Here is a 20,354-nt window from a genome sequence, read left to right on the forward strand (position 1 = left end):
AAAAGGGCCGTACGCAGAGTTGTACCCAAAGTCTGTTGGCGCTTCTGTGGATAAGGTGTTCGTGCTCGTCTGCAGCCCAGGTAAATCAAGCTCTATAGACAGTTGGTTAAAAAACATACAGGCTTTGTGGTTGGGCTTTTCCAGGTAAGCCATTGTTGTCCCGGATATTTCCGGCTCCATGAAAAAACGACTTATCCATAAACCCCCTTCGTGGCTCTGTGGATAAGTCGTTCAGTTATTACGGCCACCGTCTTTTTATGAGCTGGAGCAGGCGGGCCGAGTCGGACTCACTTTGTGAACGAGGTGAGTTCGCAAGGGAGCATCACGTCGGCGGCGATCTTTACTCGTGATTGACCGCCACGCCCTTCAAGTACGGCGCAGGTTCTGCACCGAGGTTTTCCAGCATGCGCGAGCTGTACCAGTCGACGAAGTTGACCACGCCGAACTCATAGGTTTTCGAGTAAGGGCCGGGTTGATAGGCGCTGGAGTTGATACCGCGCTGGTTTTCTTCGGCAAGACGACGGTCCTGATCGTTGGTGGCGTCCCAGACCTGGCGCATGCGCTCGACGTCGTAATCCACGCCTTCGACCGCATCCTTGTGCACAATCCATTTGGTGGAAACCATGGTTTCCTGTGCACTGATCGGCCACACCGTGAAGACGATGATGTGATCGCCCATGCAGTGGTTCCAGGAGTGCGGCAAATGCAGAATGCGCATCGAACCCAGGTCGGGGTTCTGGATGCGGCCCATCAGTTTCTTGCAGCCGACCTTGCCGTCCATGGTCATCGACACTGTGCCTTTGAGCAGCGGCATGCGCACGATACGGTTACGCAGGCCGAAACTGGCGTGGGCGTACGGAATTTTCTCTGCGTCCCAGGCGGCTGCAGACGCGGCCACATGGTCCTTGAAGGTCTGATCGGCCCGGGGATCGGTGACGTCGTCCCATTCCAGCAGGGTCTTGAGCAATTCCGGGTGCGAGCCACTGCAGTGGTAACACTCGCGGTTGTTTTCCAGCACCAGCTTCCAGTTGGCCTTTTCCATCAAGGTGGTTTGCACCGCCACCTTGGTGTTCTCCATGTCATAGGGTTCCATGTAGTGCCGCAGCGTCGACAGGAACTCGTCGATGGCAGGCGGGTTCTCTGCAAGGCTGATGAAAATGTAGCCGCCTGCGGTCTTGACGTGGACCGGCTTGAGGCCGAACTGCTTCATGTCGAAGTCGTCGCCCATCTCGGTACCGGCATACAGCAGGCGACCGTCCAGTTCATACGTCCACTGGTGGTAGTGGCAAACCAGTTTGGCGACTTTGCCTTTTTCGGCAGTGCACAGGCGCGAGCCGCGATGGCGGCAAACATTGTGGAACGCGTTGACGACACCGTCCGGGCCGCGCACGACCAGAATCGGGTTCTTGCCGATCTGCAGCGTCAGGTAGTTGCCCTTGGTCGGGATTTCGCACGTCATCCCGGCAATCAGCCACTCCTTGTGAAAGATTTCCTGCATGTCGATTTCAAACAGTCGCTCATCACTGTAGAAAGGCTGCGGCAGCGAGTACGTGCGCTCGCGATTCTGCAGCATCTCGGCAGTGGCCTTGCGTGCAGGTTCCAGCGGATCGCCCAGGCTCAAGGTTGCGGTGACGTCCATCGATTAAATCCCTCATGACCGCGGCATGGGCGGCCTGCGAATGTGGCTGATACGGATGTGATCGCGTTTCAAGCATGACGATAGATCAGTCGCTCATGCTTATGACCCTTGGTGGCGAGTGTGGAGCCGGGCGCGCCGTGAACCTTATCCATGGGCGACATGGCCGCATCCGTTCCCGACGCGACAGGCCTTGTTGGACGGGGCTGGTCGCGGTAAGTACGTGAATGTCGTTGATAGATAAATGGCCGCCTCGGACGTTACGCAGAATCCGCAACATGAGAGGCCGACAGTCGGCCGTGGAGATCGAGTATGTCCCAAAGTTTCCTGAGCCCGGTCACGACCCAGACATGGGCCAACGGGCGTCACCTGGTACGTGTCGTCAAAGTCATCCAGGAAACCTGGGACGTGCGCACGTTCTGCTTCATGGCCGACCAGCCGATCATGTTCTTCTTCAAGCCCGGCCAGTTCGTGACCCTGGAGCTGGAGATCGACGGCCTGCCGGTCATGCGCTCCTACACCATCTCCAGTTCGCCATCGGTGCCGTACAGTTTTTCGATCACCGTCAAGCGTGTGCCGGGCGGCAAGGTTTCCAATTACCTGCATGACACGCTGATTGAAGGGCAGGAGCTGGCGGTACACGGTCCGGTCGGGCTGTTCAACGCCATCGACTTCCCGAACCCGAAGATTCTCTACCTCAGCGGCGGTGTCGGTATCACGCCGGTGATGTCCATGGCGCGCTGGTTCTACGACACCAACGCCAACGTCGACATGGTTTTCGTACACAGCGCGCGTTCACCGAAAGACATCATCTATCACCGCGAGCTGGAGCACATGGCCTCGCGGATCGAAAACTTCAGCCTGCATCTGGTCTGTGAAAAACACGGACTGGGCGAGCCGTGGGCCGGTTATCGCGGCTACCTGAACCAGAAAATGCTTGAGCTGATGGCGCCGGACTTCATGGACCGCGAGGTGTTCTGCTGCGGGCCGACGCCGTACATGACAGCGGTCAAGCGTCTGTTGCAGGAAAACGGCTTCAACATGGCGCAATACCATGAAGAGTCGTTCGGCGCGACACCGCCCGAGGCCAGGGCCGATGCCGTCGAGCAGGCCGAAATCGCTGCCGACGCGCCCGACGTCGATATCGCCGACCTGCATCAGGTGGAGTTCACCGATACCGGCAAGAGCATCCGCGTGGGACCGGGCGAAACCGTGCATGCCGCTGCCGCCAAACTCGGTCTGATGATCCCCAAAGCCTGCGGCATGGGCATCTGCGGGACCTGCAAGGTCATGAAGCTGAGCGGCGAAGTCGAGATGGAGCACAACGGTGGCATTACCGACGAGGATGTTGCAGAGGGGTACATTCTGTCCTGCTGCAGCGTGCCGAAGGGGGATGTGCGGATTGAGTATTGAGCACGCTTGAAACCATATGACGCACGGTGTCCGGAAAGGCGTCTCCACGCGGAGCATGGGTACGATAGTTAGAGCCTTATCGTTCCTCACGCTCCAGCGTGGGAATGCATTGCGTGACGCTCTGCGTCACAGATCTGCGCCGCGCCGCAGGTTCAAGGCAGGACGCGGAGCGTCCGGAACGGCGTACCCACGCGGAGCATGGGCACGATAGTGATCTACCTGACGACTATCGTTCCTCACGCTTCAGCGTGGGAATGCATTGCGTGACGCTCCGCGTCACAGATCTGCGCCCCGCCGCAGGCTCAAGGCATGACGCGGAGTACCCGGAACGGCATACCCACGCGGAGCATGGGCACGATAGTGATCTACCTGACGACTATCGTTCCTCACGCTCCAGCGTGGGAATGCATTGCGTGACGCTCTGCGTCACAGATCTGCGCCGCGCCGCAGGTTCAAGGCATGACGCAGAGCCCCCGGAACGGCATACCCATGCGGAGAATGGGCACCATAGGCGTTCTTTCGGGCACCTATCGGTCATGATCCGCTATGACTCTGCTTATAAGCCGCCAATGCGGGCAGTAGTTGCTGGTCGATGGCCTGGCGTACGGCGGGGAGGAGGGTGGCGCTGCCGGTCAGGAGTTGTTCTACCAGACGTCGCAAGGCGGTCGCGCGTTCGGTGTTGAGGCCGCAGACGGCATTTGCGCAGGCCTGTTCAGCGGTTGCGCCACCGGGGGCTTCGAAGCCCAGGGCTCTGAGCTGGCCGAGCAGGTCTTCCTGGTCAATCAAATCCGCGTGCATCATGACGTCTGTTCCTTTGATCGGGCTTTTTCCGATTCTGTAAGGACAACCGCCTGTGGGCAACCCCTGCACGCCGTGAGTGGCAGGATTGGCTACAAGTGCGTCGTTTTCAGTTCATGCGGTCATTCGGTTTGCAGGTTGTCTATCGTTCTGTCGACCATGACCTTGGCCATTTCCACCAGATGCATGATCGACAGCGTCATGTCGCGCTGGGTGCCGGTCATGCTGTCGCTGAATTCACAGGCGCTGGTGGCGGCGCAGCGTAGCAGGTCGCTGGCATGCATCAGGGCGTCTTCATGACTGACATTGGGGTTGGCGGTGAAGAGGGGCGGATCGGGGACGATTTTTAGCATGTGAGACTCCTAATCAATTACTGGAAGGTCGTCACTTCGGCTACTAATCGAAGGTGGCGGCCGCACGCAGGTAGTAGCCCGGTGATTAGGAACCGGTGCATCCGAAGACGCCCCACGCACGGCCACCATAAAGATGCAGGCCGTAAACAAGCGCCTTGCACAAGGTGGCGCATTGCGCCTAATCACATCGAGGGCTACTAATCCTCACCGCTGAATATGCAGCGACGGGCGCAGAGTAGAGATCGAAACAGGCAGGCACAAGGGGCCGGGAGTTTCTCGGAAATTTCCTTCAAGCGAAAGGGACGAGTCCCGCAAATTCGTTACAAATTCTTGTTCATTGCTCAGGTTTGCTAAACTGCGCAGCTTGCCAGGAGCTGCCATGAATTACCGTCACGCCTACCATGCCGGCAACCACGCCGACGTGTTCAAACACCTCACCCTGACTCGCCTGATCGCCCTCATGGCGCGCAAGGAGCAGCCGTTCGCCTATCTCGACACCCACGCCGGGCTCGGCCTGTACGACCTGAAAGGTGATCAGGCCACACGCACCGGAGAATGGCTGGAAGGTATCGGCCGCCTGTGGAACGCCACCGACCTGCCTGCGCTGGCGTCCGACTATCTGCAAGTGCTGCACGACATGAACCCGGATGGCGAGCTGCGCTATTACCCTGGCTCGCCGGAACTGGCTCGCCGCCTGACCCGCGAGCGCGAGCGTGTGCTGCTCAACGAGAAGCACCCCGAAGACGGGCGTCTGCTCAAGGAAAACATGAAGGGCGACCGCCGCGTGGCGGTGCATCTTGGGGAAGGCTGGCATGTCCCGCGTGCCTTGCTGCCCGTGGCTGAGAAGCGTGCCGTGATGCTCATCGACCCGCCATTCGAGCAACTCGATGAAATGAAGCGTTGCGCGGTTGCGCTCAAGGAAGCCATCGGGCGCATGCGTCAGACAGTGGCGGCGATCTGGTACCCGATCAAGGATACGCGCCTGCTGCGCCGCTTCTATCAGGACCTGGCGGAAACCGGTGCGCCCAAGCTGCTGCGCGTCGAGCTGTTCGTCCACCCGCTGGACACCCCGGCCAGCCTCAACGGTTCAGGCCTGGCGATCGCCAACCCGCCATGGGGTCTGGAAGAAGAACTGCGCGAGCTGATGCCATACCTTGCCCAGAAACTGGGCCAGACCCAGGGCGGCTGGAAGATGGACTGGTTGATTGCCGAGTAAGCGTGTTCACAGCCAGGCCGGGTTGCGCTGCCTAGCGGACGCAGAGCGTCCAGAACTGCATTCCCACGCGGAGCTCAGCGTTATACATAAGCCCGCTTTTGATTCTGACCGTAGGTCGTAGGAGCGAACTTGTTCGCGAAGGGGCCAGTATATTCGGCGAAAATGCGTTACCTGAACTACTATCTTCGCGAACAAGTTCGCTCCTACGCCTTGCGGGCAGAAGCCTGAAAAACGCTGTTTTCGGGCCGCTAGGCGCGAATCAAGCCGGCATGCACACACCCGTGCCGCCCAGCCCGCAGTAGCCCTGTGGGTTCTTGGCCAGGTATTGCTGGTGGTAGGCTTCGGCAAAGTAAACCGTCGGTGCCTCCTCGATTTCAGTAGTGATGCTGCCCTTACCGGCCTTGTTCAGTTCCGCCTGGAACGTTTCGGCACTGGCTTTGGCGGCGTCGAGCTGTTCGGGAGTGGTGCAGTAGATCACCGAGCGATACTGAGTGCCGATGTCATTGCCCTGACGCATGCCTTGAGTCGGGTTGTGCACTTCCCAGAACACCTTGAGCAGCGCTTCATAGCTGATTTTTGCCGGCTCGTAGACCACCAGCACCACTTCGGTGTGGCCGGTCAGCCCGGAGCAGACCTCTTCGTAGGTCGGGTTCGGGGTAAATCCGCCTGCGTAGCCGGCGACAGTGCTCACCACACCTTCCTGTTGCCACAGACGGCGTTCTGCGCCCCAGAAGCAACCCATGCCGAAGATGGCGAATTCGACGTTGCTCGAAAACGGCCCCAATAGCGGATTGCCGTTGACGAAGTGGGTTTCCGGAAGCGGCATAGGTGTTTCACGACCTGGCAGTGCTTGTTCGGCGGTAGGCAGTACGTTTTTATTCACTAGAATTTCCGAGCGCAAAGTCATGAACCATATCCTCTCGTGTGGAGACGGCAGCGGGGGCCAGGACGGATGATCAATACGAATACATGGGTCCCGTTACACGCCTAAACAAGAGCTGCCGTGTAATACAGACTTACAGTGTGCCCGAGAGAGCGGGGTGCAGGGAAGGTTGTCAGGCGGATGGGCGACGAGGGTAGCGCTTCAGTTTCTCGATCAGTTCTTCACCGGGGATAGGCCTGTCGAACAGATAGCCCTGGCCGACATCGCAGCGATGGCGCCGCAGGAAGGTCAGCTGAGCTGCGGTTTCAATGCCTTCGGCCACTACTTTGAGCTTGAGGTTGTGAGCCATCGCGATAACCGCAGAAGTGATTTCCATGTCGTCTTCGTCATCCGGAATATCGCGGATGAAGCTGCGATCGATCTTGATTACATCGATGGGGAATTTCTTCAGGTAACTGAATGACGAGTAACCGGTACCGAAGTCATCCATGGCCAGCGACAGACCGAGTTTCTTCAACGAGTCGAGTTGCTGGCGGGTGTCTTCTGTCGCTTCCAGCAGCAGGCCTTCGGTCAGCTCCAGTTCCAGCAGCGAGGGGTCAAGCTCTTCCTCTTTGAGGATAGCGGCAATCGACGACACCAGTTCCGGGTCGGAGAACTGCTTGGGCGAGACGTTGATGGCCACCTGCAAGTTGCCGAACCCGGCGGCGGTCAGGTCCTTGCTCATGCGGCAGGACTGACGTGCGACCCATTTACCGATGGGGATGATCAGGCCGGTCTCTTCGGCCACGCTGATGAACTGGTCCGGTCGGATCATGCCTTTTTCAGGATGGTTCCAGCGCAGCAGCGCCTCCATGCCCAGCAGGCGGCCGGTCAGCAGGCACAGCTTGGGCTGATAGAACACCTCCAGCTCGTTCTGGGTCAGCGCGCGGCGCAGGTTGTTTTCCACGAACAGCTTGTAACTGGCCTCGGCATTCAATGCTTCGGTGAACACCTGAACCTGATGTTTGCCGTTGGCTTTGGCCTTGTGCAGGGCCAGACCGGCGTTTTTCATCAGGGTCTGCGGGTCACGACCGTGCAGCGGCGCGCAGGCGAGACCGACCGAGCCGGTGACGCTGATCAGCTGATTGTCGACGAACATCGGCTTGTCCAGCGTGGCCAGCACCTGGGTGGCGGTGGCCTGTCCGGCTTCCTGGTCGGTGTTGTCGATCAGCACGGCAAATTCGTTACTGGCAAAGCGCGCCAGTACGTCGGACGGGCTCAGCGTGTTGCGCAGACGGCGCGCCAGACTGATCAGCAGCTTGTCACCGGTCTGGTGGCCGAGGCTGTCGTTGATGCGCTTGAAATTATCGATGTCGACCAGCAACAGGCTCATCGGCGTATCGGTGTCGCGGGCAAAGCGTTCGTCCAGATTGCGGATAAAGGCCGGACGGTTGCCCAGGTTGGTCAGGTTGTCGGTGTACGCCAGGCGCTCGATGCGCTGCTGGGCCAGCTTGCTCTGGGTGATGTCTTCGTAGATGCCGATATAGTGCGTGAGTTCGCGATTATCGCCATACACCTTGGAAATCGACAGCTGGCCCCAGTAGGGTTCGAGGTTCTTGCGGCGGCTTTTGAACTCGCCCTGCCAACTGTTGCTGTTGGTCAGGCTGGAGTTGGCTTCCAGCAGCAACTGGTTGAGGTTTTCCAGCGCGGGCAATTCCGACAGTTTGTGCCCGGAGACTTCCTCCGAGCTGTACTGGGTGATTGCCGTGAAACTCGGGTTAACGTACTCGACCACGCCGTTGCAGTTGACCAGCAGAAACGCGTTGGCGCTCTGTTCGACCGCGCGCTGGAACAGGTGCAGCGCGTTGGTCGCAGCCCGCCGATTATGGTTGTTGATGACCTGGGCAAACTGATCGGCCAGCTCGCCAGCGAAGGCGATCTCGTCGGACTGCCATTCGCGCGTCGAGCCCGACTCTTCCAGACACAACACACCGATTACCTGCCCATCGATACGGATACTGGCATCGAGAACCGCCTTGGTTTCTCCAGGGTTCAGGCTTTTGGCCATTTCGCAGGTGCGCGGGTCGGTCTGGATATTGCTGGCGTCAATCGCCCTGCTGGTATTCAGCGCTTGCAGGTAGGTGGGGTAGGGGCTGATATCCACCGGCGTGCGTGACTGATAATCGCCGGTTTCACGGCTGTAGTCGGTGATTGGCTCCAGGCGCTTGTCGTTGAGGTTCCAGATACTGACATGATCGACATCGTAGATATCACAGGCGCTTTTGGTGATCAGCTCTGCCGCTTCAAGCAGGGTATTGGCCGTGGTGTAGCGATGTCGGGTCAGGCGCAGGATCAGATCCTGCTGGGCGCGCACGCGCTCCAGGTGGGCAAACTGGTCGCGCTGGGCGCGCTGGTTGAGTTCCAGGGCGATCTGCAGTCGCAGGTTGCGGGTTTCCAGATCGGAGTCCGTGACCGGTTCGCCGCTCGTGACAAGGCCTTCGACGATCAGAAAATAACCACGTAACAGATGGCGGTTGTGCTGTTTGTAGGCTTCGCCGATTTCCAGCAGGCCAAGGGGGCCTTTGGGGCTGTGAAGGGTGTAGCGGATCAGGTAATTCGGGGAAGAGGCCAGTTGCTGCTGGATGTCATCATGCAGTTGATAACGTGCTTCCGGCTCCATGAGGCTGGCATAAGGGGATCCAATCAAGGCGCAAAGGTCAACGGCGGGCAGACCGAGCTGTTTTTCGCAGTTCGGATCGAGAAACAATAGCGCCCAATTGGCTTCATTCAGCCGCTCGAAACGCAGCATCCCCAAGCGCGAAGGCACTGGCAATTGCGTCACTACCTCGGCTGCGGATCTACCGGCAGCATCGGTTTGGCTTTTCATGAACAAACTCGCTTCCGGAATACTAGTCGCGACAGGGATAAAACCCACTTTCGCGTATGGCAAGGTTGCATCATGCGGCCCGTGCTTACAAGAGACCACAGTGGCTTAGTGCTATAAAAGTGTCGGCCGATTGTCCAGGTTCTTCAATGTATCTGGTCGGATAGTCAAATTCGTTGATTTTTCGGGCAAAACCCCCGTTTTCCAGGGGAATTCGCTTTGCAGATTTGCTCCAGTCACGGTCCGTTGTCAATCAGGCTTTGGCCATCCTGGGCTCCTTTGCTGGCAATTGCAGGAAAATACCTGCTGCAAACATGGCCAGCACCCCGACACTCAGGAACGTCAGCTGGAATGCCCCGAGCATGCTGCTGACCTCGCCGGTGGCAACTTCTTCGCTGAAACCACCCAGCAAGGCTGCTGCGCTTGCCACGCCCAGACTCAGCGACAGTTGCGCCACCACCGAGAGCAGGCTGTTGCCACTCGCTGCGCTGGCGTCGTCCAGATCGATCAGTGTGACCGTATTCATGGCGGTGAACTGCAAGGAATTGACGGCACCGAGCAGTCCCAGATGCACCAGCAACACCCAGTATGGGGTTTGCACATCCACCAGCGCCAGGCTGGCCAGCAGGATGCCCAACAGCAGCGTGTTGCCGGTCAGGATCATACGATAGCCCAGCCGCTCGATCAGCCAGCGGGCGACAGTCTTGGCGAACATGCCAGCGGCTGCCAGCGGCAGCATGCTCATGCCTGCCTGAGACGGCGAATACCCCAGCGCCACTTGCAGCAGCAACGGCACCAGGAACGGCAGTGCACCACTGCCCAGGCGCGCGAACAGGTTGCCCATAATGCCGACGGCAAACGTCCGGGTACGGAACAGTGAAGGCGCAAACAACGGCGATTCGATATGCCCGGCACGCAGCCAGTACGCCGCCAGGCAGCCCATGCCGGCAAACAGCAGTAGCACCACGCGCATGTGCGGCAAGTGCAGTTCGCCCAGGCCCTCCAGGGCAATGGTGATCAGTACCATCGCCGCGCCGAACAGGATGAAGCCGACGCCGTCAAACCGCGTTCGGCCGCCTCCCGGAAGATCAGGGATGAAGTGTTTGACGGCGTAGCAACCGAGGATGCCGACCGGAATGTTGATCAGGAAAATCCAGTGCCAGCTCAGGTACTCGACCATCCAGCCGCCAAGCGTCGGGCCCAGCAACGGACCCAAAAGGCCCGGCACGGTGATAAAACCCATGATCCGCACCAGCTCCGATCGCGGATAGGCGCGCAATACGATCAGGCGCCCGATGGGCAGCATCAGCGCGCCCCCCAGCCCTTGAATCACCCGCGCGGCCACCAGCACGTTCAGTGACCAGGACAGCGCGCACAGCAATGACCCGAAGCTGAACAGCAGGATGGCGCTGAAGAAGATGCGCTTGATTCCGAACCGGTCGGCAATCCAGCCCGAAGCCGGGATCAGCAGCGCAATGGTCAGCATGTAGGCGATGACCACCGACTGCATCCGCAGAGGGTCTTCTGCCAGTGAGCGGGCCATGGACGGCAGGGCGGTATTGAGAATCGTGCCGTCCAGGCTTTGCATGAAGAATGCGATGGCGATGACCCAGGGCATCCAGCGCAGGGTCTTTTCGTCCATGATCGGCGCTGCTGAGTTCTGCATAGGCTCCTGCTATAACGTGAGGGTGAGTCGGCTGATCAATGCGCCAGGCAACTGGATTGAACCGGTCTGGCGCTGGCTGTAGGTGCTCGATTGGAGAATCAGTTCCCTCTCTTTGGTCAGGTCCTCCAGTGCGCTGCCCAGCAGGCTGTAGGCGCTGTCATCGAAGCGCATGGTGCTCACCGGCGCGACGATCTTGCCCTCTTCGACCCAGAACGTTGCGAAACGTGTCATTCCGGTAAGACGCGCAGCAGCGCGGTCGGAGAAGTTCAGGTACCACAGGTTGCTGATGTAAAGACCGGTGCCGAGCCTGGCGAGGATCTGATCCAGCGCCAGCGAGCCGCCGGCAATGCTCAACGCGCTCGGGCCTTCGCCATCATCCGCGCCGTTGGCAGGCAGGTCGTATTCGGCTGCGCTGCTCGAATCCACCAGTCGATCGCGGGCTTGCCCGTCGACGATCAGTTTCAGGTCCTTGCGGGGATAGCCTTCGCGTGAAAACGCCGGCGAGAGTGAACCGCTGACCTGCTCGTCGAAGTTGACCAATGGGCTGAAAGGCGTCTCGCCGTCATACAGCCTTTGCAGCGGGCTGCGTTTACTGGCCAGTGCCTGCGCGGAAAATCCACCCCAGGTCAGCATGCCGATGACTTCGTCCAGAGCCGCTGGCGCCAGGTACGCGCGGTATTGACCGGGCTTGAGCGCATGCAGCGGGCGGCCGAGAAATTCCAGCTGTTCGCGGGCCTGCTGAAAACGCTGCACGAAGGCTTCGTTGCTCCAGTCGTGACCCGCGTAGTTGGCTTTGACTGCCTGGCCGTTTTCGTGAAACAGGCTCCAGTCGAAATTGAAGCTGTTGGCCTGATGCCAGCCCAGCGCACCCCATGAACTGGCGAAGCCCCGGTAAAGCGGGCCTGCAGCATAAAAACCTACCAGGTCCAGATCGCCTGCCAGCTCGCTGATCTGCTCGACGATCTGAGCGCTGTCCGGCAGTGGCAGGTCTTGAACGTTGCTGCTTTGCCAGGCATTGGTGTTCGGCAACAGATAGGGATCCCTGGCCAGCGACGGCAGTGTTTTGCGCAATTGTTGCAGGGCGTCGACAAGGCGCTGCTGGTCGGTCCCGGCTTCGCCGGACAAGGTCAGCTCCAGATTGGCATGCCGTCCGTCATCGATCAGTTTGAACGTCGCAATGACCTGCTGGACGCTCCCGGCCTGTCGAACCTTGCCGTGGTTGAACCGAATGAAGTCAGACGCCTCGGCGTCGTAGGCCAGAGTGAAGTGTTCCGCTGGGCTGATGGCAGCCTTGAGCACGGCGACCAGCGCCTCGAACTGCTGTTGGTGCGACATCAGGCATCTCCTCCAAACACATCGACATTGGCAAATACGCACGCCGGAGAGGCATGACCTACACGGATAGCCTGGTTGGGCTCACCCTTGCCGCAGTTCGGCGTGCCCAGGACCTTGAAGGTACTGGCATCACCCACGGCGCTGAGGTTTTTCCAGAATTGCGCGGAGATCGCCCGGTAATTGGGGTTCTTCACCACGCCCTTGAACTCACCGTTCTCGATCAGCTGGCCCCATTCGCAGCCGAACTGGAATTTGTTGCGTGCGTCGTCGATGGACCAGGAACGATTGCTCGACATCAGGATGCCGTGCTCGATGTTGCCGATCAGACTGTCCAGCGACTGGTCGCCCGGTTCGATGTTCAGGTTGGCCATACGGTCGATGGGCGCACGGTTCCAGCTGCACGCGCGGCTGTTGGCGACGCCCTCCAGGCCGCTGCGGTACTGCGACAGCGCACCACCGAGCGGGCGCTGCAGCAAGCCGTCACGAATCAGGAACTGTTTGCTGGCTGACGTACCATCGTCATCGTACGCGTAGCTGGCCAGTTGCTCGGGAATCTCCGGGTTGAAGGTCACGTTCAGCAGGCTCGAACCGTATTGCAGGGTGCCGAAGTCAGTCGTCTTGACGAAACTGGTGCCTGCGTAATTGCGCTCGTCACCGAGAATCCGGTCCAGCTCCAGAGGATGGCCGATCGACTCGTGAATCTGCAGGACCATCTGATCGGGCATCAGCAGCAGGTCGCGTGGGCCTGATGGTGTGTTGGGGGCGAGGATCAACTGCAAGGCTTCGTCGGCGACATTGGCGGCAGAGCCGATCAGACCGCAGCTGCTCAGCACTTCGATGCCACCCTGTTGGCCGAAGTTATGCCCGCCCAGCGTGCGCGTCTGGCTGTCGCGACCGTCGTAGGCCGTCACGCTCATGCCGGGAAACACAAACCGCTGCGCCTGACGCAATTCCGCGCCCGCACTGTTCAGGTAGATTTGCTCAACGGTTTCCAGGTCCAGTATGGCCTGCCAGTTGACCAGGCGTTCGTCTGTCGGCACCGCGCTGGACTCGGCCATCAACAGGCCGATGCAGTCGCTGAGCGGTGGAAAGGCGTCGTGCATGTGCGGCGACAGGTAGTCAGCCCTGGCGCTCGAGACAGCTTGATCGCTCAGGTCCAGCAACGCATGCGGCGCCAGACGACGCGCCAGCGTTTCGGCTTGCTGCAAGGCAGCCTGCAAACCCTTCAGGGAGATGTCGTTGGTGGCGGCGTACGCTTCGACGCCGTTCAGGCGCACGGTCAGCATGGCGCCCTCGTCGCTGATCAGTGACGGCGGCTCGGCCACATTCTTGCGCACGCACAGGCGTTGGCCGGTGCGGTGCACGTAGCGTACGGAAAAGAATTGCGCTTCACTCTGCAGGGCAGCGAAATGCTGCTTGAGCCGGGCGGAGAAATCGAACATGCAGACAAGCTCCTTCTTGAGGGCGGTCGGTAAAGTCCAGATGGCCTTGTGGACCGGTTGCCGTTGAGAAGGAGATTACCCCGTCGCTCGTCAGGCTGCACCTGCAAGCTTGATCCAGACGCCTCAGCCCTGCATCACCAGCTTGATATCAGCGGCCAGTTCAAGCACGCGTTCTTCTTCGGTGTCCCACGAGCACATGAACCGTGCACCGCCGTTGCCGATGAAGGTGTAGAAGCGCCAGCCCCGGGCGGTCAATGCGGCAATGGCCGGCTCCGACAGTTGCAGGAACACGCCGTTGGCCTGCACCGGGAACATCAGCTCCACGCCAGGAATGTCCTTGACCAGTTCGGCCAGCAGTTGCGCACAGCGGTTAGCGTGACGGGCGTGTTTGAGCCAGGCGTCGTTTTCCAGCAGGCCGACCCATGGCGCAGAGAGAAAGCGCATTTTCGACGCCAGTTGCCCGGCCTGCTTGCAGCGATAGTCGAAGTCTTCAGCCAGGTCATGGTCGAAAAACAGAATGGCTTCGCCCACGGCCATGCCGTTTTTGGTGCCGCCGAAGCACAACACGTCAACGCCGGACTTCCAGGTCAGTTCAGCCGGGGAGGCCTCCAGAAAGGCGCAGGCATTGGAGAAGCGGGCACCGTCCATGTGCAGATGCAGGCCCAGTTCCTTGCAGGTCGCGCTGATCGCCTTGAGCTCTTCCGGCTGATAGACACCGCCCACCTCGGTGGCCTGAGTCAGCGTCACGACGCGCGGCTTGGGGTAGTGAATGTCCTGACGCTTGAGCGCCACTTCACGAATCGACTCCGGGGTCAGCTTGCCGCCCGCGCTGCGTGCGGTCAGCAGTTTGGAGCCGTTGGAGAAAAACTCCGGCGCACCGCATTCATCGGTTTCGACGTGAGCCGTTTCCGAACAGATGACACTGTGGTAACTCTGGCACAGCGATGACAGCGCCAGCGAGTTGGCCGCCGTGCCGTTGAAGGCGAAAAATACTTCGCAGTCGGTTTCGAACAGTCGGCGGAAATCATCCGACGCGCGTGCAGTCCATTGATCGTCACCATAAGCGCGTTGATGGCCCTTGTTCGCCTGTTCCATGGCCGCCCAGGCTTCAGGGCAGATACCGGAATAGTTGTCGCTGGCGAACTGTTGGCTTTGGTCTGTCATGGCCGATTCCTTATGGGCGATTATGGTGCGCACTGTAGCGACAATATAAGGTTCGGTCATGTGTTGGCTGCATGACGCAATTCCCCGTTCAGGAGCACTATGGATCTTTCCAACCCGCCTTTTCTGCCCGGACGCAACAAGGCGCTGGACCTGCTCAAGTGGCTGGCGATGTTGAGTATGGTGCTTGACCACCTTCGCTATGTGGGCTGGTCGGTCGATTTTCTTTACGTGCCGGGGCGTTTTGCCTTTCCCTGGTTCTGCCTGGCAATTGCCGTGAATCTTTCCCGGCGCAGCGCAGCCATTGTGGCCCCGCAGGTGCAATGGCGTTATCTGGGCTGGCTGCTGGTGTTTGCCGGGCTGTCGGAGATCCCGTATCGGCTGTTCATGGCTGACGCGAGCGTGCTGAATGTGATGCCGACCCTGCTGCTGGGGCTGGTGATCGCTCATGGCTGGCAGCATCGCAATACGACAACCCGAGTGATGGCCCTTGTCGCACTTCTGCTGACGGCGATCTTCCAGAAATACCTGATGTTCGGCTTTGCCGGTGTGCTGCTGCCGCTGGTCTTTGTGCTGGTGCTGGAAAAGCGGCTCTGGTATTCGGTGTTTCCGGCGGTCTTTTGTCTGGCGGGCAACGCCTGGTCGCAGATGTTCGCCGGTGCGAGCTGGGGCGATCCGATTTCCATAGGTTCGATAGTCGCCTGCGTATTGGCGCCTGTACTGGGCATCGCGCTGCTGCGGGCAAGGCCCGGGTTCGCCGTGATCCCGATGCGGCGCTGGGCCTATGCGATCTATCCGCTGCACTTTCTGCTGTTGCTGGGGCTGCGGGGGGTGTTGAGCAGGGTTTGAACGGGGAGGACGCAGAGCGTCCGGAACGGCATGCCAACGCAGAGCATTGGCACGATAGTTACAAGAGTCTCGTTCCTCACGCTCCGCGTGGGAATGCATTTCGCGACGCTCCGCGTCGCAAGAGCACGCAGGGCGCTCAGAAGGGCATGCCAACGCAGCGCATTGGCACGATAGTCAGGACAGGCGAGCTCTTGTAGGCGCGACGAGGCCGGGCGCTTCGATATCAGCTGTTGGGCAGTAACCGGCAGGTGATGCTCTTGATGTAGCGCGTCTCGGCAATCGCCGGGTGTACCGGATGGTCCGGGCCCTGGCCGCCGCGTTCCAGCAGCTGGATGTTGCGGTCCAGATGGCGGGCGCTGGTCAGGAGGATGTTCTGCAAGTCATCTTCCGGCAGGTGCATCGAGCACGATGCGCTGACCAGAATGCCGTCCTTGCTGAGCAGACGCATGGCTTGCTCGTTCAGGCGGCGGTAGGCGCCTTCACCGTTTTTCATGTCTTTCTTGCGTTTGATGAACGCAGGCGGGTCGGCGACGATCACGTCGAAACGCTCTTCTGCGGCTTTCAATTCCTTGAGCGCCTCGAAGACATCGCCTTCGATGCAGGTCATCTTTTCCGCAAAACCGTTCAGGGCTGCGTTGCGTTCCACGCCATCAAGGGCGAAGGACGATGCATCGACGCAGGTGACGTCGCTGGCGCCGAAAGCTGCTGCCTGAATCCCCCAGCCACCGATGTAGCTGTACAGGTCGAGCACACGCTTGCCTTTGACGTAAGGGGCGATGCGCGCGCGGTTCATGCGGTGATCATAGAACCAGCCGGTTTTTTGCCCGGCCATGACCGGTGCTTCGAACTTCACGCCGTTCTCTTCCAGCGCGACCCATTCCGGTACCAGACCGAAAACGGTTTCGACATAACGATTCAGGCCTTCCGCATCGCGAGCTGCCGAATCGTTCTTGAACAGGATGCCGCTTGGCTTGATGACCTGAACCAGCGCCGCGATGATGTCTTCCTTGTGGTTTTCCATCGTGGCCGAGGCCAGTTGAACGACCAGAATGTCACCGAAACGATCGACCACCAGACCCGGCATCAGGTCGGAGTCACCGTAGACCAGACGGTAGAAGGGCTTGTCGAACAGACGTTCACGCAGCGACAGCGCGACGTTGAGGCGATGGACGAGCAGAGACTTGTCGAGCGGCAGCTTGATGTCGCGTGACAGCAGGCGTGCGCAGATCAGGTTGTTGGGGCTCATGGCGACGATGCCCAGCGGCTTGCCGCCCGCAGCTTCGAGGATGGCCTGATCACCGGCTGCAAAACCGTGCAGTGGGGTGGCGGCTACATCGATCTCGTTGCTGTAGACCCATAGATGACCGGCGCGCAGGCGGCGGTCGGCGTTGGCTTTGAGGCGCAAGCTAGGCAGGGACATGACGTCGCTCCTGAAAAAAGAGCGGGATTATAGCGCGTCATCCCGGCGCTGGGCCGGGACGACTGCAATTAACCGACGGAATCTGTCAGGCAGACAGTGCTTCGATCAGTTTGCTGTTGAAGGCAGGGATGTCGTCGGGCTGGCGGCTGCTGATTAGCTTGCCGTCGGTGACGACTTCCTGATCGACCCATTTTGCGCCGGCGTTGACCAGATCATCCTTCAGCGTTTTGAAGCTGGTCAGGGTTTTGCCTTTTACCAGGCCCGCCGAGATCAGCAGCCAGCTGCCATGGCAAATGACCGCCACGGGCTTGCCCGAGGCCTCGATGTCCTTGACGATCTTCTGCGCATCGCTGTCTATGCGGATGGTGTCGGAGTTCTGTACGCCGCCCGGCAGCACCACGCCATGGTAGTCACTGGCGTTGGCAGCCTTGAACGTGCCATCAATCTTGAAGTCATCGGCAGGTTTGTCGTGATTCCAGCCTTTGACCTTGCCCTCTTCAGCGGAAAGAATTTCCACGGTGGCTCCAGCTTGCTCCAGCGCTTCTTTCGGACCGGTCAATTCAACCTGTTCGAAACCGTCGGTTACAAGAATTGCTATGCGTTTGCCAGTCAATGCTTTAGACATGGGATCCTCCAGTGTCGGGCTTCAGGGGTAGCGTCTGACAGGCCGTTTTGAGGCCGCCGTTCACGCCGGTAACACAAAGTCCGAAGCTTCGTACCAGGCAAAGTTCCGAGAATATCTTCATCTCGGATGATGGACCGTTTCTCCGCAAGGGGTCAGAATCCACTCATCACCGTGAGTAAAATCCTATGTCCGAAGAGCTAAGCCCAGAACAGATCCAGCAAGCGTTGCAGGGCATCAGTGTGCCTCCGCAGCCGCAAATCATGGTGGACCTGCAGATGGAGCAGTACATGCCCGATCCGGACCTTGGGGCGATTGCGCGATTGATCGCGCAGGATCCCGGGTTGTCCGGGGCGCTGTTGAAGATCGTCAACTCCGCCCACTACGGGCTGTGCAGCAAGATTGCCTCCATCGACAAGGCGGTGACTCTGCTGGGCAGTCGCACGGTGATCAACCTGATCAACGCACAGTCGATCAGGGGCGAGATGACCGATGAAACCATCGTCGCGCTCAACCGCTTCTGGGATACCGCGCAGGATGTCGCAATGACCAGCCTGACCCTGGCCAAGCGCATCGGCTCGCAGGCGGTGGACGAATCCTACGCCCTGGGCCTGTTCCATGACTGCGGCATTCCGTTGATGCTCAAGCGTTTCCCCAATTACATGCCGGTGCTGGAAGAGGCCTACGCCAACGCGGGGCCCGATTGCCGCATCGTCGATACCGAAAACAGCGCCTTCCACACCAACCATTCGGTCGTCGGCTACTACACGGCCAAATCCTGGCGTCTGCCTGCACACGTTACCGACGCGATTGCCAATCATCACAACGCATTGGCGATTTTTCAGGACGATACCAGTCGCAATGCCACGCTCAAGAACCTCCTGGCCCCCCTGAAAATGGCTGAGCATATTTGCCAGTCCTATCGGGTGCTGGGCAGTCAGGACGAGGATCACGAGTGGGAATGCATCGGTGCGCTGGTGCTGGACTACGTGGGTCTGTCCGAATATGACTTTGAATACCTGAGGGAAAGCATTCGCGAGCTGGGCGCGCGCTGATCCGGCGCCGTCCCGGCCTGTCCTTTCTGCACGACCGAGTTGTCCATGCCTGAATTACCTGAAGTCGAAACCACCCGCCGTGGCATTGCGCCGCATCTTGAAGGTCAGCGCGTCAGCCGCGTGATCGTGCGCGACAGCCGCTTGCGCTGGCCCATTCCCGAGGATCTGGACATTCGCCTGTCCGGTCAGCGCATCGTGCAGGTTGATCGACGCGCCAAGTACCTGTTGATCCAGGCCGAGGTGGGCACCCTGATCAGCCACTTGGGCATGTCCGGGAATCTGCGTCTGGTCGAAGCCGGGCTTCCGGCGCTCAAACACGAGCATGTCGATATCGAACTGGAGTCCGGGCTGGCCTTGCGTTACACCGACCCGCGTCGTTTCGGCGCGATGCTCTGGAGCCTTGATCCGCATAACCACGAACTGTTGATTCGCCTGGGGCCGGAGCCGCTGACCGATCTGTTCAATGGCGAGCGTCTCTACGAGCGCTCGCGTGGCAAGTCGATCGCGGTCAAACCGTTCGTCATGGACAATGCTGTAGTGGTCGGCGTGGGCAATATCTATGCGACCGAAGCACTGTTTGCAGCCGGCATCGACCCGCGCCGCGAAGCGGGAAGTGTGTCCCGGGCGCGCTATCTGAAGCTGGCCATCGAGATCAAGCGCATTCTGGCCTACGCTATAGAACGTGGCGGTACCACCCTGCGTGACTTCATCGGCGGTGACGGCAAGCCAGGGTATTTCCAGCAGGAATTGTTTGCGTATGGGCGTGGCGGTCAGCCATGCAAGGTGTGCGGTACGACGCTGCGTGAAGTCAAGCTGGGCCAGCGCGCCAGCGTTTACTGCCCGAAATGTCAGCGCTGAAATACGCATGACAGGGGCCGTAGGCCATTTGCTTAACCCGCAGCCCTGTTTATAGTGATGGCACCTTAATTATTTGCTACGCCTGAAGGATCAAGCCATGAGCCCGTTTCGTATTTTCGCTGCCACGCTGGCGTTGTTCATCGGCCTGCAGGCACTGCCGGCGGTTGCCGCCGATGTCACCACAGGCAGCGGCGATCCGGTCTACACCATCCAGAACCCGCCGGCGTTTGCCATGATCGGTGACTTGCTGATTGCCCGACCCTTGTTGATAGCGGCCACTGTTATCGGTACGGGACTGTTCGTGATCGCTGCGCCTTTTGCGGCGGCAGGCGGCAACCTTGGGGCAACGGGCAAGGCGCTGGTGGTGGATCCAGGCAAGGCAGCCTTCGTGCGTTGCCTGGGCTGCACGGGTGACGGGTACGGCAAGCAGCAGTAAGGGCGCTATCAGGCCTTGCTGGTGATGATCCGGTACTTGTCCATCAGTTGCTCTTTGCTCTCGACGTGATTTTCATCCAGAGGGATGCAGTCGACCGGGCAAACCTGCTGACATTGAGGCTCGTCGTAGTGACCGACGCATTCGGTGCACAGGTTCGGATTGATCACATAGATCTCCTCGCCTTGTGAAATCGCCTCGTTTGGGCACTCGGGTTCGCAGACGTCGCAGTTGATGCAATCGTCAGTGATGATAAGGGACATGAATTGCTCCTGCCGCAGCCGACGCCGGGGCACATTAAAACCAATGCGGCGAATTGTGCCGCATTAGTCTTCGGGATGCACCTTCACA

Annotated in this window: 18 protein-coding genes; 6 read left to right on the forward strand and 12 right to left on the reverse strand. The window is 59.6% G+C overall.

Translation table 11 applies throughout. The annotated features are described in order from the left end of the window. Positions 1-340: 340 nt before the first annotated feature. A complete protein-coding gene (gbcA, locus tag BLR20_RS20765; protein ID WP_004415612.1) occupies positions 341-1,639 on the reverse strand; it encodes a glycine-betaine demethylase subunit GbcA in 1,299 nt (432 codons plus the stop codon). Positions 1,640-1,948: 309 nt separating this feature from the next. Here gbcA and gbcB point away from each other — a divergent pair, with 309 nt between their 5' ends. Continuing rightward, the gene (gene gbcB / locus BLR20_RS20775; protein WP_010429324.1) at positions 1,949-3,049 is read left to right on the forward strand and encodes a glycine-betaine demethylase subunit GbcB; all 1,101 of its coding nucleotides are present in this window, start codon (positions 1,949-1,951) and stop codon (positions 3,047-3,049) included. A gap of 534 nt (positions 3,050-3,583) precedes the next feature. Here the strand turns inward: gbcB and BLR20_RS27410 are convergent. Beyond that, the gene (locus BLR20_RS27410; RefSeq protein ID WP_010430136.1) at positions 3,584-3,850 is read right to left on the reverse strand and encodes a hypothetical protein; all 267 of its coding nucleotides are present in this window, start codon (positions 3,848-3,850) and stop codon (positions 3,584-3,586) included. Between the two features lie 119 nt (positions 3,851-3,969). Continuing rightward, a complete protein-coding gene (locus tag BLR20_RS20790; RefSeq protein ID WP_010430134.1) occupies positions 3,970-4,200 on the reverse strand; it encodes a DUF6124 family protein in 231 nt (76 codons plus the stop codon). A gap of 379 nt (positions 4,201-4,579) precedes the next feature. Between BLR20_RS20790 and BLR20_RS20795 the strand changes: the two genes are divergently transcribed. After that, positions 4,580-5,416, forward strand: a complete 837-nt coding sequence (locus tag BLR20_RS20795; protein ID WP_003432503.1) for a 23S rRNA (adenine(2030)-N(6))-methyltransferase RlmJ — start codon at positions 4,580-4,582, stop codon at positions 5,414-5,416. 259 nt (positions 5,417-5,675) lie between these two features. On the opposite strand, the gene msrA is transcribed toward BLR20_RS20795, so the two are convergent. The 6 genes from msrA to BLR20_RS20825 all read right to left on the reverse strand — a co-directional run bounded on the left by msrA (position 5,676) and on the right by BLR20_RS20825 (position 14,769). After that, positions 5,676-6,323, reverse strand: coding sequence for a peptide-methionine (S)-S-oxide reductase MsrA (gene msrA / locus BLR20_RS20800; RefSeq protein ID WP_010430129.1), 648 nt, complete (start codon positions 6,321-6,323; stop codon positions 5,676-5,678). A gap of 148 nt (positions 6,324-6,471) precedes the next feature. Further along, positions 6,472-9,165 carry a sensor domain-containing phosphodiesterase gene (locus BLR20_RS20805; protein ID WP_032612341.1) on the reverse strand — a complete coding sequence of 898 codons (2,694 nt, stop codon included), beginning with the start codon at positions 9,163-9,165 and terminating at the stop codon, positions 6,472-6,474. Between the two features lie 250 nt (positions 9,166-9,415). Next, the gene (mdtD, locus tag BLR20_RS20810) at positions 9,416-10,828 is read right to left on the reverse strand and encodes a multidrug transporter subunit MdtD (RefSeq protein WP_010430123.1); all 1,413 of its coding nucleotides are present in this window, start codon (positions 10,826-10,828) and stop codon (positions 9,416-9,418) included. Positions 10,829-10,837: 9 nt separating this feature from the next. Then, the gene (locus BLR20_RS20815; protein WP_054992467.1) at positions 10,838-12,163 is read right to left on the reverse strand and encodes a TldD/PmbA family protein; all 1,326 of its coding nucleotides are present in this window, start codon (positions 12,161-12,163) and stop codon (positions 10,838-10,840) included. Then, positions 12,163-13,605 carry a TldD/PmbA family protein gene (locus BLR20_RS20820; RefSeq protein ID WP_054992468.1) on the reverse strand — a complete coding sequence of 481 codons (1,443 nt, stop codon included), beginning with the start codon at positions 13,603-13,605 and terminating at the stop codon, positions 12,163-12,165. Before BLR20_RS20820 ends, BLR20_RS20815 begins: the two co-directional genes overlap by 1 nt. 123 nt (positions 13,606-13,728) lie before the next feature. Beyond that, positions 13,729-14,769, reverse strand: coding sequence for a threonine aldolase family protein (locus BLR20_RS20825; RefSeq protein WP_074595024.1), 1,041 nt, complete (start codon positions 14,767-14,769; stop codon positions 13,729-13,731). A gap of 99 nt (positions 14,770-14,868) precedes the next feature. Between BLR20_RS20825 and BLR20_RS20830 the strand changes: the two genes are divergently transcribed. Then, on the forward strand, positions 14,869-15,615 hold the full coding sequence (locus BLR20_RS20830; protein ID WP_054992469.1) for a TraX family protein: 747 nt from the start codon (positions 14,869-14,871) through the stop codon (positions 15,613-15,615). Positions 15,616-15,838: 223 nt separating this feature from the next. Here the strand turns inward: BLR20_RS20830 and BLR20_RS20835 are convergent, their stop codons facing one another. Beyond that, positions 15,839-17,035, reverse strand: coding sequence for a class I SAM-dependent rRNA methyltransferase (locus BLR20_RS20835; RefSeq protein ID WP_032612333.1), 1,197 nt, complete (start codon positions 17,033-17,035; stop codon positions 15,839-15,841). A gap of 85 nt (positions 17,036-17,120) precedes the next feature. Next, on the reverse strand, positions 17,121-17,660 hold the full coding sequence (locus tag BLR20_RS20840) for a type 1 glutamine amidotransferase domain-containing protein (RefSeq protein WP_032612331.1): 540 nt from the start codon (positions 17,658-17,660) through the stop codon (positions 17,121-17,123). Between the two features lie 239 nt (positions 17,661-17,899). On the opposite strand from BLR20_RS20840, the gene BLR20_RS20845 reads away from it, so the two are divergent. The 3 genes from BLR20_RS20845 to BLR20_RS20855 all read left to right on the forward strand — a co-directional run bounded on the left by BLR20_RS20845 (position 17,900) and on the right by BLR20_RS20855 (position 20,006). Beyond that, a complete protein-coding gene (locus BLR20_RS20845) occupies positions 17,900-18,712 on the forward strand; it encodes an HDOD domain-containing protein (protein ID WP_412778613.1) in 813 nt (270 codons plus the stop codon). A gap of 45 nt (positions 18,713-18,757) precedes the next feature. Then, the gene (gene mutM / locus BLR20_RS20850) at positions 18,758-19,570 is read left to right on the forward strand and encodes a bifunctional DNA-formamidopyrimidine glycosylase/DNA-(apurinic or apyrimidinic site) lyase (RefSeq protein WP_054992471.1); all 813 of its coding nucleotides are present in this window, start codon (positions 18,758-18,760) and stop codon (positions 19,568-19,570) included. A gap of 97 nt (positions 19,571-19,667) precedes the next feature. Beyond that, positions 19,668-20,006 carry a hypothetical protein gene (locus BLR20_RS20855; protein ID WP_054992472.1) on the forward strand — a complete coding sequence of 113 codons (339 nt, stop codon included), beginning with the start codon at positions 19,668-19,670 and terminating at the stop codon, positions 20,004-20,006. 8 nt (positions 20,007-20,014) lie between these two features. Here BLR20_RS20855 and BLR20_RS20860 read toward each other — a convergent pair whose 3' ends face one another. Continuing rightward, positions 20,015-20,266, reverse strand: coding sequence for a YfhL family 4Fe-4S dicluster ferredoxin (locus BLR20_RS20860; RefSeq protein ID WP_003316325.1), 252 nt, complete (start codon positions 20,264-20,266; stop codon positions 20,015-20,017). Between the last annotated feature and the right edge of the window lie 88 nt (positions 20,267-20,354).

Origin of the sequence: Pseudomonas congelans (assembly GCF_900103225.1) — a bacterium.
Lineage (GTDB): Bacteria > Pseudomonadota > Gammaproteobacteria > Pseudomonadales > Pseudomonadaceae > Aquipseudomonas > Aquipseudomonas congelans.